Here is a 17,196-nt window from a genome sequence, read left to right as displayed (position 1 = left end):
CGCTGTTTATACTTATTCAATAATTCCTGTTACTTTTTGTAAATGTTCAGCTGACACTATTTTCTTTCCATTTACCCAAACGCTCAGCCCTTTACCCTTTTTATATTTTGATCCGTTTTTATCCCAGATAATGGTAACGAGTTTGCCGTGGTATGCTACATTATCGAGACAAAACCAATCCCATTTGTTTTCGGGGACCAGCGGATTTACTTCGATCATGTTATCACTACGTGGCCGCAAGCCTGCCAACCCGGTTATAATTAAGTCGTTAAAAGTGGAATGGTTATAGTACCGGCTGCGTTCCTGGTCGTCTTTCAACCAATACCCATGTGATTCATCGAGGTATTCACCTACATACGGGCGGCCGCGGTGGTATTGCGATTCCACATACAACTCCATCAGGCGAAAATACACCGAATCGTTCACAACCGTTTGCTGATAATTATTCATTAAGTTGGCCATGGCAGTCATGGTTTGTGCGGTGGCATAAGGCCATACAGCACCATCCCATTCACACGCGCAACAGCCACGTTTACGAAAGCGAGGATCACTTCTTTCAGCGGTTGTTATACCAAAAGGAGCAAAGAATGCCTTCTCTTCTTTTATCGGTTTCCAGGCGGCTTCATATCCGGCATCAGGCAAATTAAAATACCAGGGAATAAAACCTACTTCTTCCCGCACATCGGCCAACGTATCTGCTTGTTTGCGGGTTACAAAGAATGTATCAACCGGACTCCAGAGTAATGTCTGGATCAGTTTTTTAATTGTATCTGCTTTAGCGGTGTACAGGTCCGCTTTAGCTTTGTTACCAGCCATGGTTTCCATTTTGGCCAACGCGATGGCATTGCCATACATATAGCTGTTGATGGTGGGCCGGTAGTTCTTTTCTTTTCTGCCGCCGCTGATGGTCTCTTCCATGCCATCCTTTACATCTGTTTGCCAGAAGAGGCCATTGGGCATCCGTTTTTCCGATTCCCAACGGGCATAATCAGTTTCCAGATCGGGCAGCATGTTCAGTAACCAGCTGCTGTCAGCATTTACCAGGTAGCGGTTGTACAATGCATAAATGTTCCAGCTGCTGAAACTATGCAATTTGTTCATGGGCTTGCCTTCATTGCCCCGATACCATACATGCATATCCTCATTCAGGTACTTGTTGTCATGCAACCAGCGGGATTCATAAATATGATGCCCCAGGGCACTGCCAATGAGGTTGTACTTATCGGCATAGGTGCGTGGTACCAGGAACTCGGTGATCGCAAACCCCACCGGTGTTTGTTTGATGTGTTTGCGCAACGTCCACCAGCGGAAATACCACATTTCCTCGAAGTTCTGTTGCGGACATTCAAACAGGGGAATATTGGCCTTCAGCCAATCCCATGATTGTGCATTGGGAATGGCCTGCGCAACATTCTCATTTTCCATTTTATTGAAATAGTCTACATAGTGACGGAAATCGTCTGCTTTCAACACACCACTCCCCTTCTTACTCTTTTGAGCAACGACGCCGCTTACGCAACCAGCGATGAATATTATTAATATGCTTGCTCTTTTGATCATTGCTTTTTATTTCATTGGCGGACCTGTAAGGTGCACCATTTAATATTGCTTAATTAGGCTGTAACTGTGCACCTGACAGGTCCTGTTTCGCAGTCCCGACCTGTCAGGACCGCTATACCGTCTGTTTGCTTAAGACCCGATGGCGGACCTTACAGGTCTTGCTTTTGACTATCATTGTTCCTTTTTCGTTTTTACTGATTTGATCAAATACGCTGCCGGCTGGTCTTGTGCGCCAGGGTTAGGCAGATCATACATCTGATCAGTAGGGGTATCGGCATTGGGAAAACGACGCACATCACCGGTCCTGAATACCAGGCGTTGTACATTTTCCAAAGGGGCAAAGAAGATCTGATTACCACTCTCTTTTCCATTTACGGATACGGTATAAAAACGGGCATTGGTGTTTAAGGACACGGTAACTTCATACTGTTTTCCTGCCTCATATTTCATGATGCTTCTGTTTCTATAGCCAGCCTTTACATATAATGTACCGGTTGAATCAAATACCATTCTGATGCCTGCGTTGCCTTTGGCATCCTGAAATTCGATGTGCAGGTTACCATGATCATTTTGTTGTGGAATTACCGTAAACGTTGCCTTCATTCTTTTTGCAGCAGACAGTACGTGTTCAGCTTTTCCATAATCAAATGGATCTTTATCCTTCAACGACAGTACCTGGGTGCCATCCGGTGCTTTATCAATAGCAACCGGCGCCCACATAGGACTGTAAATATTCCATTCTTTTAATGCACTGGCAGCAGGCAAGGTGGTGAAATCGTCGTTCACATCACTCTCTACCTTATCTTTTACTGGTACGGGTATGCTCGCCACCCAGATGTCTTCCTTGTTCACGCTGTAGGTTACCCAGCAATTGCCATCGGGTGATACGGCCCCCGCTTCCAACCCACGGGTGTATTGCGGTCCATAGCTTTTGTAAGCACCGCCATAACGCAGGGAAGTGATCTCACCATTTACCAGTAACAGGTTCTTATAATTAAGTCCATCGTCACTTACCGACAAAGCCAGCGGCCACCGGAACTCTGATGGATTATATACTGTAGCATATTTTCCATCTGAGGTGCGTTGTCCCCAGATCTTGGCATTGCTGTTCACGAAGTGGGGAGCACGTACAGGATTATATAACCAGCTTTTTCCTTTATCTGCACTGATGGAAGTCAACGCCAGTTTCCACAATCCAACGGTCCGGCCATCGGGCAGGGTGTAATAATTGAATGCTTTATAATTGTCATTGCGCAGCGTGATCAACGGATCGTTTCGATCTGCTTCTTCGCTCCACTGCTGCACCATCAGGTTGTTGTTCAATAATTCCTTACAGGCTTCTACAAACCCTTTGTCCTTGCTTTTTTCAAAGAAGGGATAGCTGGTGTTCTTTTCATTGAACGCATGGTTGTAGCGAATGAAATAGATGGGGCCCAGGCTGCCATCTTTATTGATCTCACGTACTACCCGGCCAATACCATTGCCATCGTTGGGATCGTCATGCGGCCCCAGTACGATGCCATAAAACCCAAGCATCAGCAAGCGGTTTTTGGTAGAAATATAAAAACCCATGCGCTGGTGCATTACTGCAGACAAGTTATAGGCTACTGAATCCTTATAGTCTTCCTTGGTTGTACCATCGGGTACTTTGTAAATAGGGAACGAGATCTTTGGCGCCGTCCAGTGATAACCATCTTTTGAGGTCATCAGCAGGGATTGGCCAGGCGGCACGTGCTCACCCACCGGATTGCTCAGGTATTCGAGGTAGTAAGTATTATTCCAATACGTAAGCAAAGGCTGGTGGTTATACGTCCAGCCAAAACCGGTAGTAGAATCCTTTATATCCCGGTTGGCCCGCATTACCTGGATGTTGTGCACCCCTACTGCCGGCGATAACTGACCATGATGATAGTCTACGTTTGACAGGGTTGTGCCAACGTAACGCACCGTATCCTGGGCCGAAGCTTGTTGTATACTTCCAATTAACAATGTTCCTATAACTAGTAGCTTATTCATTCTAAAGTTTCTTTATCGTGAAATCCCGCAGAGCGGGACAGGCTGTCAAACGTGAAACGTGAAACGCCTTTAATTCGGCATCATATCCGGCAGTCGGTCTCGGCTGAGCCGAGAGCAATGGGAAAAACCCAGTTCTCGCCTGCGGCTCGTCAACTGTCCAAACTTTCTACTTCGCGCCCTTATCAACTCTATCAACCATATCAACCGTATCAACCTTCTTCTTCCTGATCAACTGGTCAACTGATCAACTCTAAACCGACCTACTTCGAATCCAACAGTATCTTCAACTCCTTCTTACTCGTCATAAAGATCGTCCCGTGTTTATGCCCTTCTGGTACAGATACACTCGCTGAATCAAAATGTATAAAATCCGTTGTCTTAACGGCTTTGTATTTTTTATCGCCATACGAGTCGAAATAGATCAACCAATCCTTACCCACATGGGCCACAGAAGGGCCTTCCGTTAAATGCGTTGTAATGGGTGCGGAAATATTGTTCCATGGACCCAATGGATCATTCCCAAATCCCACTTTTATATTTCGCATGGGCCGGGTATTGTCTTTCAACACCAGTACATAGTCTTTAGGCGCTCTTTTAACGATCTCCGCATCGATCACACTGAACTGCGGATCGAGGTATAATTTAGCAGGTGAAAATGTTTTAAAATCTTTAGTCGCTGTATAATACAGGCGGTGGTTATTATCCTCCGCCTCTTCGCCTTTTGGAAAACGAAATGGTATGGTAGAAGCCCATACAATGATAAACTGGTTATTTTCGTCATCAAAGAAGATCTCCGGTGCCCATACATTCACTACGTTTGAATCGTTTTCCATAACAGGTATAAACTCCGGTGTTGACCAATGGACCAGGTCTTTCGAATGCGCATACCCAAATCCTTTATCATTTTTCCAGCCGCTCGTCCACACCAGGCGGTATTCGCCATCGGCGCCCTTTGCAATGGAGGGATCACGCATTACTTTGGAACCCACTTCGGGTTTTACAAACGTACGCCCCACATCCGTCCATTTATAGCCATCATAGCTATACAACAACCGCAGCCCGTCGCTGGCGGGCTCGTTGAAGGAGGTAAACATATACACCTGTTTCTGTGTAGAACAGGATACCAGGAATAAACAAGCTATGTATAATAATTTTTGCATCACGTTTTATAAAAAACCTTAAAAATCCAACACCAGTACCCAATCATTACCATCTGTAACATCGCCCGGCGCATCAAACTCTTTCACCCCTTTGTTCTCAAATGAACCGATCTCAGTGTATTTGCCATCTCTTGGGTTGTACCAGGATGCTTTGATGCTTTTGCCGGCCAGCTTATCCATTTTTACGGAGAAGCTGCGACCGTTATAAGTATAGAACATCGCATAATTCTTCCCACGGGTAGCCAGCAGGCGATTGTACTTCACCCCCACTTCACCGGCTATCAGGGATTGATCAGGCACGCGATCGAAATACGACCTTGACAACATCAGGTCTTTTATGTATTGCATTTGTCCTGAACCCGGAGCCAGCATGGCTTCATACCAGGTATTGAATACGCCGTAATTAGCATCTTTATCGTGCGGGCGGTGCATTTGCATCACGGCATTGTCGCCATACGTATACCCACAGGCGCCAGCAAATACCGACCAGTAAGCATATCTTCTTACATCGGCTGCTGACCATCTTTTTTCCAGTGAATCATGTAAACCCTGGGGGATCTCTTCATAAGAAGGTTCCGCATCGAAGGTGGGTTTCGCCGGCTTTTTAATATAATCCATGGCTACATACTTCCAGTTGTCTTCCCCAAAATGCAGATCGCCTTTGCTGGTATCCTGGCTGTAGCGACGGTGACCGCTTTGAAATACATTGAACTGCAACCAGGGCTCATTGTGAAACCAGATGGAGGAAGTAGTGCGGCCGCGCGGATGGAAAGTAACCAAATGACCGGGGTCCTTTTCATGCAGGGTGCGACCGATCGTTTTCCAAACAGCGATTGAATCTGTGCCTTTGATATCGCCTCCATTCATCCAGATCACATTGGTTTGTGATTTGTAGCGATTGGCTAAAAAAGCCGCATATAGTTTTGCCTGTGCCGGGCTCACATGTCCTTCCTTTACCACACTGCCCCAAACCGGTACCATGGCTACATAAATACCTCTTTCAGCGGCTGCCTTTACCACAAAATCAACATGGTCCCAATAATCATATTGTGCTGCATCATCGGGGTTAGCGCCCGGCGTGGTGATGGGTTTGCCTACATTGCCTTTTCTTACAGCCGTATCGCCATATGCATTTACCACTTTGGCGGTATGCAGCAGCATTACCTGTATCACATTAAACCCTTTCTGCTGGCGGTCGTCAAGGAGTTTGATCGCTTCTTCCCGCTTGAGCTTTGAAAACAACAACCAGTCTGTATCACCTAACCAAAAGAAGGGCTTGCCATCGGCCGTCATAAAATAGCGGCCATTGGGCGATACTTTTAATGGTTGCAGGGGATCTATGGGACGCGCCACACTTTGTTGCCCCGCTACTGCCATAACAACCATCAATACAAGCGAAAAAACTTTATACATAATTCTTTTATGATCTAGGGTGAGCCAGCCGCCAGCTGGCGGATGACACACTAAATTTTTAATTATCCTTTTTTTATCCAGGCCACTACAGTGCCGGGTTGGGTGCTTTTCAAGGTAATTACTTTCCCCCCTTTTACCTTTTCTTCTTTTCCTATTACCTGGCCTTTATTGGCGTCGAACCATTTTACTTTAAAGCTGCCGGGTGCCTTGGTAAGGTCAACCTGTACATCGCTGCCATTGCTGAAAACGATATAGCCATTCCCTGCATTCGCCAGGGTATATTGTTCCTTTGATGGTCCGTCAACGGGTTTCATGGCAGCTGCGGCGGTAATAAAACCGGCATCGGCCATTGCAGGAATATTTGCCAGTGAACCACCGGCCATGAATACTGCCCAACCCAGGTTATCATAACTATCGCCGGAATAGATCACGGCTTTGCCGGCAAACTTTTCTCGATATTCTCTAACAGCACGGTATACCTGTTCAAAGGAAGTCTTTTTAGGTTTGAACTGACGGGCCTGTTGACGGGGCGCCAGGCTTTGTCCGCCCAGAGGCGCATATGCCGAACCATCCTGCTGATAATGCCAGTAGCGGATGTCGATGATATCGATGGCTGCAGCACGGTCAGCATCGGCTAAAATAGCGTCCTGTACATCTTTGGTAGTGCTTAAGCCAATCAATTGCTTTTTGCCGGTTTCCTTTTCCCATTCTTTTACCACATCTACCCAGAACTGTACAAAGTGTAAAGGACCGGTAAACTCGGCGCCGGTCAATTGTATCACGCCATTGTTGTTGGCAAAGTTGTTCAGGCACTGGCGAATATATGCGCGTAACAATTCACGGCGAACGGGTTGGGTTACATCATAAAACTGTTCGGCCATGAATACCCGTTTGTCGCCTGCGAATGGAACTGGTTCAGGGAACCCGGTATTATTGATGTTGTTCGCGGTGCGGAAAGGGAAATCAACATAATGGGCACCTGCTTCAATAATATTATGCTGGAAGAAATTCTGGTGTACCAGTACCAGCCCTTTCTGATCGGCCAGATCAGCAAATTGTTTCAGGCGGTTCCAGTACCAGTAATTGTATTTGGTAAGATCGTATTTACTCAGGCCATCCCAGGCAGTGTCTTTACCACTGCGGGCGAAAGGCAGTTCATAGAAGGGCGTCCATACATCGCCATCCATCCGGCGGATGCGTTCATGGTCATCACGGCGACGCTCATACCACAAGGCGTAATTTTGTTCAAAGGCAACTTCATGACCAGCTTTCATCTCATCGGTCATATTGCCCAGGTCATCGGTAAGTCCTTTGCCGGTTTGGCCGGGAATGTACCGCGTAATAGCTTCTTTGGCATTCGGCATGGCGTATGGCCGTGCACTGCCGTTCCACCAGGGAGATTCGGAGCGACTGCCGGTCAAGACCTCATTACCACGTACCAGCCAGCTGTTCTGCACATGCATAGCAGCCACGTTTGGTATAGTAGCAGGTTGTTTAAACCCGATCTCATCAATGGTTTTTATCCCGGTCGCTGCAGTAGGTATGGGTTGCCGTTTGGCAGCACCATCAATATATTCCTTTACAGTAGGTTGCGGGTCTTTTGACAGGGCAGTTAGTGCAGCAGCCTGTGCTACGGTAGGACTGCTGGTTGCGTCTGATTCAATCAGCAGCAATTGCGCCCTGCCGGTAAGATCTGTATTTAATCTTTCTTTCAGCTGTGCATAATACAAACTGCGTGGTTCTATTGTGTTGTTCGATTCACCCCAATAGCCATCGCCAGAAAACTGCGCCCAGCTGCCAAACGACCAGTTCTGTGCCGTAGGGGGCTGGTAACAATCTATGCGGGCGGCAGAGCAATTCCAGAAAACACTGTTGGCAATATTCCAACCGGCGCCATTGCCATCCTGCCCACGGTTCAAAAAGCTGATGGGTTGGCCGTCTACAGTCACCATATCAAACAACACCCCAGCTGACCAGCTGTCTAAACCACCACTGAAACCATAAGGGCGGTGCGACTGACATTGTACAAATGCGTTGGGTCCAGGCGCACAAAAACCGGTGGCAAAATCATGATTGCCATACTCGGCATACAACCGTTGAAACAGTACCTGTTGACCGGCGGTATAAAACGTATTGCGACGATGACCACCAATCTCCGAAACGGGGGCCAGCGATTTACAATCTTCTACAGTAATTCGTTTACTGGTTTCTGGTATGAACACAGCAGAACCGGCAAAGTGTTCAAACACTACCTGCCGTACCCAGGTGTCGGTAGCATTTTCAATACCGATGGCCATCCAGCGATGGGCTTCGTCTTTGGGATTATTGGCATCATACTCAGATACCAACCGGAGGTTCTCCACCCCTGCGTCCTGGATGCGTCCGTTCCAGTTGTAGGAAGCGATCATCCCGCCACCATATTGTTCATCGAGCGCGGTGGTCAATGGCGCATCCAATTGAATGGCGCCATTATTTACTGCCACAATGGTCCGGTCCCAATACAGATCGCGTTGACCGGGTTTCCAGCCCAATGCGGTAATACCGCCACCAAAATGATTGGTGTGCAGGTCATTTATCCAGTTTTGGGTAGAAGGACGGTGAATGATCACCTTATCCCCTGCTTTGAAATTAGTTGGAGTAGCTACGTTAACAGTAATGCTGTTAACGGGTATATATTTATCAGTAAGCTTGATCTCAGTGTTAAGTTGCCGGTCGTTTTTACCAGCTATTGCAATCAGGGTTTGCCGGTCTTTACCGGTCCCTTTTAAAACAGTTCCATTATCAGCATATCCGCTGCCGCGTAATACCACACCGGAGGCGCGAATGATCAATTGTCCGGCCACATCGTACTGGCCAGGCAGTAACAAAACAGCACCACGTACATTATTTTTATCGAGGGGTAAGCTGGCTACATAATCGAGCGCAGCCTGAATGCGAAGGGTAGCATCACCTGATCTTACAGGCACCACTACTTTCACCGGAGCATCGGGGATGGCTTTATCGCCGCCCATATACCCGCAAAAAGAGAAGTCAGGGACCCGGTTGCCGAGGGAATCGGCTACATAAGCGAGTTTGCCTTTTACGTTTGATAAGGGAGGCTGGGGCTGAACCTTTTTATCTTTCTGGGAGAAAGCCGCACCTGTCATCAGCAGCAGGCTGCCAATAAAGAACGGTTTCATGAAAACGTTTACAAAATTAGCGCTGTGTGTTGGTCGAATTGCTAAAAACATAACTGCCGATGATTAGTGTTAAAGTCCCCCGACATGTCGGGGGACTAACATTTGCGTAACCTTAAATATCTAACTGCGAATGTGCAAATGGGCTGACCTGTAAGGTGCATCACTCGAGCTTGCACCTGTAGAGAGTCCATTTGCACCTGACAGGTCAGGTTTCTTTGAAAGGACCTGTCAGGTTCGATCGTTCCTCGTAATTATTCAAGACCCGATGACGAACCTTACAGGTCTTAAAGATCTTATTTCTTAGCTGTAGTCGTTTTGCTTACTTCGGGTTTCACCGTGCTGATGTTCACCAGGCTGTTCAGGTACTCTTCGATGTTCGTATAGCCACCTTTTGTTTTGTACTGAGAAGCGTCGGCTGCATTCTTTGGGTTCAAACCATGTTTAACTTCATAATCATCGGGCATACCGTCGTTGTCACTGTCCTTATAGGGAGTGCCCTTGTATTCCGGATAACCGCCAACCTGAGCCGGATCAGTAATGATACCTGATTTATAAGAATCTATTGGCAGTTTACGGTGTTCAAATTGGGTAGTAGGTAAAGGTACACCCTCTTTGTAAGCGATCTTACCTGTTCTTACCTGCTCAGAAACGCGGATATCCACTGCATCGCGTTTAGGCAGAATAGCACCTGCATTTTTCACTACATAACCATAAGCTTCCGTAGCGGTAATGGTGGTGAGCTTGGGCATTGGCAGGGGCTCGTTCACTTTTATAAAATCGGTGTATTCACCGGCATCTTTCATTTCTTCAACCTGTACGCCACCAGCCCAGTTGTTTTTGGTAATTTCAGGATAGCCTTCCATGATATTACCGTTCACATAGGCGCGGCCATAAACTTTTGTTTTCAGTTTGCTGCGGCCTGATTCGGGTTTCAGGAAACGGTGGCCTACGGCGCCATCCTTTGTAGTGACCGGACCAGGTTTGTAATAGTTATTGATGAAGTTGTACATAGCGCGGTAGTCGCCGCCATCGCTGGAACGGTGCATCCAGTTAAACACAACGTTGTTTACAAAGTTGAAAGTACCGTTCCAACCCACTGATGGGTTACGGCCGGTATTGTTTGCCCACATGTTGCGCATGAAGGTGCAATTCTCACCACCCAGGGTGCTACCAAAAGAGTGGTTATAGGTATCCAGCGCTTCAGCAAATATAGAGTTCTGGATAGTGATGTTCACTGTTCCCAGTTTTTGCTCTATTGCACCAGTGCTGTCATTGTACATGTGACGGTACATACTCATGTTCTCATCAAGACCCCATGAGGCAGATACGTGGTCGATCATGATATTACCAACGGGGTTGCCACCAATGGCATCATCGCGACGGCCTACATTGGTTTCGCCACGGCGGAAACGCATAAAGCGAACCACTACGTCGTGGGTATTGAGCCATACTGATTCACCGGCAATACATACGCCATCGCCGGGGGCAGACTGCCCCTGGATAGTAATATATGGGGCGCGAATGATCACCGGGGTTTTCAGGTGAATGATCCCTGCAACATTGAACACCACAATACGGGCGCCACCTGTTTCACAAGCCTCGCGGAAGGTGCCGGGGCCTCTGTCTTCCAGACTGGTCACCACGATCACTTTACCACCACGACCGCCGAAGCTGTAAGCGCCACCGCCTTCAGCACCGGGGAATGCCACAATATTTGCCTGAGGCAGATCGTACGGACGGGCCGCCCAGGGAATATAGGGTTTGCCCTCTCTTGCTTCTTTTTCAATAATGGGCAATGCTTTGGCCCAGGCTTCATCAGACTGTTTACGCTCGGCATTCATTAAAGAATCTGACCACCTCTGTACATCCTGAGGAATTTTTGGGTACTGAGCAAAAACCGGCTGCGCCAATCCCACAGCGGAAACTAAAAGAAGGTTGCGAAATTTTTTCATTTTCATCATTAACAATTTTCAAATCATGGTGTGTTTAAACAGAATAAGGTACGTCGTGTTGTCGGTCTTCTTTTCGGGCCCTGTTTAAAAGTTCAAGTTACATTTATTCTTCATAAAAATACAGGAAGGACCACTCATCATCCCAGTAAATGTATTTTTAACAAATAATAGGCTGATCCTATGTTCCAGCCAAAATCTGCAGAGAAGCATGTATCATCACAGACGACTGATACACACGCAAAAGTTGCACATGCTGAAAATATTATAGCTTTTTTATCCGATTTCCTGTCTTCCTTTTTCCAATCCTTTTACCACATCCGGTGCAACGGCATTTCTATAAAAGAACTTGCGGTTTAAAAACAGCAGAGGGCGCCTGGTAGGGCGCCCTCTGTCTGTTAGTATTTATTGCAGCGGGATCATGATGTTCACCCTGCTTACTTGTTATTGTCTGTAGTCGTATGTACCCATGTTGCCATAATAATCCTGCCAACCGATGGTTTGAGTTAACCATGAGTTAAGACCTAAAGGCGACGAGTGCAAACCACTTACATAATAGTTCGACCTGAATAACATAGATACACCAGCTTTATTAACCTGGTCCCAGGGATTGTCAAGCGGCGTCACTTTAAATTTGGCATCAAATAAAGTATGCAGCTTTGTTATTTGGGCAGCGAAATCTGATGCATCGGGATCAACAGCAATAGATGCTCTGTCGGCTGCTGTTAACGGATCTTTGTCATTGTTTACTTTTGCTTCCCAATAAGAACCCTGACGGCTTGTACCGTTGAGTTTGGCGATATTAAGCAATTGGTTGGTGTTATCACCGATAGAACCATCGTCATCATATAACATCCAGCGTTGCATATCCCAGAAGCGTTTTCCTTCATAGGCCAGTTCCACGCGACGCTCGTACAGACAGGCTTCCAAAGCAGCATACTTGTCTCCGGGAGTTCCAATACCGTAGAAGTTGGCAGCGGCACTCAAAGGATATACCCGCTTACGGATTTTTGCGAGGTAAGTGACACACTCAGTGATCTTTCCTTGTGCCGCATAACACTCAGCAATATTCAATAACAACTCCGCATAACGCATATCAAAGATATCTGTACCGGAATTAGCAAAAGTGGAGCTGTCCGCAGCCGGGTTAGACATTTTCCGAACAATGGCCGGACTGTTAGTCTGGTTATTTGCATAGAAGGTACCGCTGGTAGCAGCATCATTCTTTTTCCATCTGTACAACCAGGCAACTTTATTGGGGTTTGTTTTCACCCCCCATTTAGCTCCTGAGAATGCAAACGTGCGATAAAAACGGGGGTCCCGGTTCTCATAAAAATAAGTGGGGTTATAGCCATTTACTGCTGTAGGACGGCTTCCATTGGCCAGGGGAAACAGATCGATCATAGCCTGGGGCGCAGCAATACCACCGCCGCCGTTATAATCTTTTGGCCTTAACGAATTTTCCCAGCTACTATTTAAACCGGTGCTTGTATTAGTGGTATTGGATAGAAGCATCACAATAAGGGCCTCGCCATTAAACGAGTTGTCATTTTTAAATGTTACTTCCGACCAGTCCTTTGCAGTAGTGATAGAACCGCCATAACCAGCAGTCGTTAAGGCAGCTTCTGCCTGCAGACCTGCATCAAGGGCTTTTTGCCAGTGATCATCACCTGCATTATCCCAGTTAGCATTGAACAGGGGACTTGCAGCGGTGAGCAGCACCCGGCTTTTGAGGGCCATGGCGCCAGCAGCAGTAAATCTGCCATAATCAGTACTTACATTCGCCCATTTCATGGGCAATAAGATGGCAGCAGAGTCAAGATCCGCTACGATCTGGGCAATAACCTCCGACGTTTTTGCGCGGGGTATTTTAATGGCCTCATCATCGGCACTGGCTGCTTCTACGCTTGTTACGATCGGCACACCGCCATACACGCGAACCAGGTCAAAATACTGCAGCGCCCGGAACATATACATTTGTCCTTTTGCTGTCTTTTTAAAATCATCCGAAAGCACCTGGGCAGCTCCGCCATTTACTTTTTCAATCAAAAAGTTTGCAAAACGGATGCGTGTATAAGAGTTGTTAACTACACTGGCCTTCAGCTGATCGCCAAAATAAATATCAGCCTGGGAAGCCTGCTTCAGCTCTGTAGTTGGATTAATATAAGAGGTCACAGTTCCACCCAATTCATCCGTACTATTTGACCTGTTATTATCATACAAGCCAGTTACTGTAACCGTAGGAGTTCTATAATTATTAAAAAAATCCTTGTAAGTTCTGTCTATATATGCACCGGTCAACGCTTCACTGGTGAACATGGTCTCATCAAATTTCTCATAGCTCCTCATGTCTTCCAGAAAACTTTTCTTACAACCCGTTCCGGCAGTCGCCACCACTGCAGCAGCGCCGAACAGGAAACTTGCTAATTTATTTTTCATATTAACAATATAATCAGTTATCAAATTGGTTAGAATCCTACGTTTAAGCCCAGCGCCCATGTACGCAGTGTTGGATAAGGCACATTTGGCGAGTCATACATATTCCGGTATTTCATCGGATATGGGTTATAGAAATCCCATAAATTGTTACCGGACAGGTATACTCTGGCATTATCGATACGGGCTCTTCTCACCAGATTTTTTGGTAATGCATAGCCAATGGTCATCGTACGTACATACGAACGGAAAGAAGATACTTTCCAGAAATCAGCATCAGAATTGGTTCCACCCCAGTCATTTACTGACATGCCAGGATATTTACCATTGGGATTATCTACTGCATCATACATATCAGTCAGGTAAATAGGCTGTGACCAGATACCCGCATTACTGCTGGTAGCATTCTTAATATAATCGATCTGATTATAACCACCCCATGAGGTTGCGATCTGCGCACTTAAAGTAATACCCTTATAACCAAAGCTCAGGTTGGTGGTAACACCCCAGGTCCGGTTAGTTTTTGCTATTACAGCATAATCCTGTGCACCGTCTTTGTCGATGATCCCGTTCGGTCCTTCATAAGTACCGTCATAGTTTAACGCACCGCCTAAATCCTGATAGGCCACCATTCCTTTTTTCATCCCCGATTTGGCAATGATCTCACCATATTTCGGTCCGCCGGTAACACCTGATTTGTTGGCATTATCAGTAAGGTATTGCCAGTAATTATCGATGTCTTCGTCAGTACGTAAGATCCCGTCGCCACTGGAAGTTTCTCTCCATGTTTTATAGCCATAAACAGGGTTGTAGCCGTCATTTCCCACAGATCTTCTGGTTTCTGTCACCCCTGGATAACCGATAACCTGATTGTAGTATTTGGTAGTCCGGTAGTTGCCGGTACCAAAGTTCATGTTGATTGAGTAGTCAACCTTTCTGGCAATCTTGTCTTTCCAGGTCACGTTAAGTTCAGTACCCCACGATTTTAAGTCGGAATAATTTAATTCAGCAAATCCACCACCCACTGTATAGGGTGTACCTACCGCAGCCTGCATATCCGTAAGTAAGTTAGTAGTAGTGTTAAAGTACTGGTCAACATTCACAGACAGGCGGTTCTGCAACACGCTGAAATCAAGACCGAAGTTACGCTGAAGGGTTTCATCCCATTTAATTTCTGGGTTTGGCGAAACATCCGGTGTAATACCGTTTGTAAGCCCACCACCATTAGCACCAAAGGCCATACCCTTATCGGTTCCTATATTATAGTTTTGATACCATCTCCAGGGCGAAATATTATCGTTACCTGTTTTACCAAAATTAACACGCAACTTCAGGAAGTTTACAAAGCTGAGGTTGTCTCTGATGAAGTTTTCGTCAGAAAGCACCCAGCCCGCTGAAATACTTGGGAAGAAACCCCAATAATTGGCTGGCGCCAAACGGGTAGAAGCATCCGCGCGGCCTAAAAACTGCAACAGGTATCTGCCTTTGTAAGCATAGCTCACGCGGCCTAAATAAGAAAGGCTTCCACTTATCCTACGGGTTGTAGTTGTTACTGTAGGATCTATTGTTCCGGCTGTAGGAGACGTACCGAGGTAAAAACCAGGAACAGGCTGACTATACAGTTGCGTTCTGTCGTCATAGGTATTTTTTGCTTTCTCACCGCCTACTACGGCAGCAATATTATGGTCGCCAAAAGAACGATCATAATTCACAAAGAAGTTCATTTGTTCGGAGGTACCGGTAGGATTGGAATAGACAACACGGGTTTGAGACCTGTTGACAACAGGAGCATCATATACCGTAGAATCAGTATATAAATGTTGACCTGCCTTATTTCCATTCTTATTGCGCGACAAAGAAATCGGCAACATCGCCTGCTCGGTAGTCTGGTTATTTGACTGGATGGCATAAGTCCCTTTGAAAGAAAGGCCTTTCACCCAGGGTACTTCATATGACATCGAAAAATTCGCATTATAACCAAAGGTCTTTGTTGTTTGTTTAGACCCATTGGCTAACAACGCATAAAAGTTAGTACCAGAAAGCTGCTGGTTAGTATTTACGTTCCCTAATTTATTAGGACCCAGGGAAGGAGAAATAAAACTGTCTACCCCATGTAAATTAACAGACCAGGGTATGAATTTGGGCATATGGAGCAATTGGGAATAATCATTCTGCTCTACTCCTCCATTTCCATAGCTACCATCACTGATACCCATTTTTGTAAATGTTTTTGCCAGGTCTGAGTTGTTCGCACCAAGGCCAGCGGAAAACTTCAGGCCATTTGCTACGGTTATATCTGTTCCGGCCCGGAATGTATACCTGTTATAATCATTCACGCCTAAGTTAGCTCCCTGTGTAAAGTAAGAGGCGCCCATAAAATAGGTAGCCCTTTCAGCCCCACCGCTAACGTTCACGGAATGCTGCATCGCATTAGCCGCCTTCCAGCCATGATCCAACCAATCGTAGTTGATCCCTTTCATTGACTCCAACTCCGCATCGCTGAAAGTATTGTCGGCAGTCGGAGTAGTTGTACCCCGGATAAACCGGTTGGCGAATACGCCATATTCATAAGCGTTCATCACTTTGCCATGGCTAACCGCATCAGTGGTCTCAAATTTACCAGAGTAAGTGATCTTTGGCGCACCGATCTTTCCTCTTTTTGTCTTAATAACAATAGCACCCTGCGAAGCGCGGGTACCATAAATGGCAGCAGCGGCATCACGCAGTACAGTAATGCTTTCCACCTCAGAGATGTCAAGCAGGTTTAACCGGTCCATGGAAGACAAACCGGTATACGGATCAGTCTGGATCACATCATCGATAACGACCAGCGGATTCGAACCACCACCGTCTTTACCCCAGTTAAATTGCTGGCGAACGGTTAAGGTGGGCATTACACCGGGACGTGTACTACCGCCGTTCACAGACACGCCGGGGATCTGACCTCTCAACGCTTCTGTAATGGTGGGTACCGGCTGATCAGGCAGCTTTGACATATTTACACTAACTACAGACCCAGTGATATTTTTTTGTCTCTGGGAACCATAACCAATTACAATTACATCATCTAACTGCGAGTCAGTCTTATTCAACATGACATCTACAGTTGGATGCGCGCCTACTTTTACTTCTTTAGAAGTGTAGGCAATGTGCGTAAACTCAATTACCTGCTCAGGAGTAGCCATAACCTTGTACCTACCTTCTTTATCGGTAATTACATTGCCGGCCGTTCCCTTTACAGTTACAGTTACGCCTGACACGGGCTTACCCTCGATGTCTGTGACCTGTCCGGCCACAGGTCGCACCTGAGCAAAACCGCCCACTGTTATCAACAACAGCAGGACAAACGAAATGGAAAACTTTTTTGTTAGTTGCAGATTCATACAGCATTAGTTTTTAGGACTGAAAAAACTTTCTTGCAATCTTCTTGCAGGTGAATGATTTAGGTTTTAGCGAGTCTGTCATACAATTTAAGTGTCTTGC

General features: G+C 46.3%; 8 protein-coding genes. All 8 read right to left on the bottom strand.

The annotated features are described in order from the left end of the window. Positions 1 to 12 precede the first annotated feature (12 nt). Positions 13 to 1,560, bottom strand: coding sequence for an MGH1-like glycoside hydrolase domain-containing protein (locus J7I42_RS27480; protein ID WP_209142249.1), 1,548 nt, complete (start codon positions 1,558 to 1,560; stop codon positions 13 to 15). A 171-nt stretch (positions 1,561 to 1,731) separates the two neighbouring features. Further along, positions 1,732 to 3,576, bottom strand: coding sequence for a sialidase/neuraminidase family protein (locus tag J7I42_RS27475; protein ID WP_209142247.1), 1,845 nt, complete (start codon positions 3,574 to 3,576; stop codon positions 1,732 to 1,734). Between the two features lie 260 nt (positions 3,577 to 3,836). Beyond that, positions 3,837 to 4,736 (bottom strand): glycoside hydrolase family 43 protein, encoded by a 900-nt coding sequence (locus tag J7I42_RS27470; RefSeq protein WP_209142245.1) that lies wholly within the window; start codon positions 4,734 to 4,736, stop codon positions 3,837 to 3,839. A gap of 18 nt (positions 4,737 to 4,754) precedes the next feature. Further along, positions 4,755 to 6,149, bottom strand: a complete 1,395-nt coding sequence (locus tag J7I42_RS27465) for a glycoside hydrolase family 140 protein (RefSeq protein WP_209142243.1) — start codon at positions 6,147 to 6,149, stop codon at positions 4,755 to 4,757. A gap of 62 nt (positions 6,150 to 6,211) precedes the next feature. After that, positions 6,212 to 9,328, bottom strand: a complete 3,117-nt coding sequence (locus J7I42_RS27460; RefSeq protein ID WP_209142241.1) for a DUF6298 domain-containing protein — start codon at positions 9,326 to 9,328, stop codon at positions 6,212 to 6,214. A 293-nt stretch (positions 9,329 to 9,621) separates the two neighbouring features. Continuing rightward, on the bottom strand, positions 9,622 to 11,286 hold the full coding sequence (locus J7I42_RS27455; RefSeq protein WP_378572657.1) for a polysaccharide lyase: 1,665 nt from the start codon (positions 11,284 to 11,286) through the stop codon (positions 9,622 to 9,624). Positions 11,287 to 11,721: 435 nt separating this feature from the next. Then, positions 11,722 to 13,716, bottom strand: coding sequence for a RagB/SusD family nutrient uptake outer membrane protein (locus J7I42_RS27450; RefSeq protein WP_209142237.1), 1,995 nt, complete (start codon positions 13,714 to 13,716; stop codon positions 11,722 to 11,724). 29 nt (positions 13,717 to 13,745) lie between these two features. Beyond that, a complete protein-coding gene (locus J7I42_RS27445) occupies positions 13,746 to 17,096 on the bottom strand; it encodes a SusC/RagA family TonB-linked outer membrane protein (protein WP_209142235.1) in 3,351 nt (1,116 codons plus the stop codon). Between the last annotated feature and the right edge of the window lie 100 nt (positions 17,097 to 17,196).

Source organism: Niastella soli (assembly GCF_017742245.1).
In the GTDB taxonomy this organism is placed as follows: Bacteria; Bacteroidota; Bacteroidia; order Chitinophagales; family Chitinophagaceae; genus Niastella; species Niastella soli.
Note: the sequence above shows the minus strand (reverse complement) of the source record. Positions and strands in the feature narration are given on the sequence as shown.

Excerpts from the sequence above, each read along its gene's own strand:
- J7I42_RS27480 (WP_209142249.1), bottom strand. The coding sequence starts at position 1,560 with ATGATCAAAAGAGCAAGCATATTAATAATATTCATCGCTGGTTGCGTA.
- J7I42_RS27475 (WP_209142247.1), bottom strand. The coding sequence starts at position 3,576 with ATGAATAAGCTACTAGTTATAGGAACATTGTTAATTGGAAGTATACAA.
- J7I42_RS27470 (WP_209142245.1), bottom strand. The coding sequence starts at position 4,736 with ATGCAAAAATTATTATACATAGCTTGTTTATTCCTGGTATCCTGTTCT.
- J7I42_RS27465 (WP_209142243.1), bottom strand. The coding sequence starts at position 6,149 with ATGTATAAAGTTTTTTCGCTTGTATTGATGGTTGTTATGGCAGTAGCG.
- J7I42_RS27460 (WP_209142241.1), bottom strand. The coding sequence starts at position 9,328 with ATGAAACCGTTCTTTATTGGCAGCCTGCTGCTGATGACAGGTGCGGCT.
- J7I42_RS27455 (WP_378572657.1), bottom strand. The coding sequence starts at position 11,286 with ATGAAAATGAAAAAATTTCGCAACCTTCTTTTAGTTTCCGCTGTGGGA.
- J7I42_RS27450 (WP_209142237.1), bottom strand. The coding sequence starts at position 13,716 with ATGAAAAATAAATTAGCAAGTTTCCTGTTCGGCGCTGCTGCAGTGGTG.
- J7I42_RS27445 (WP_209142235.1), bottom strand. The coding sequence starts at position 17,096 with ATGAATCTGCAACTAACAAAAAAGTTTTCCATTTCGTTTGTCCTGCTG.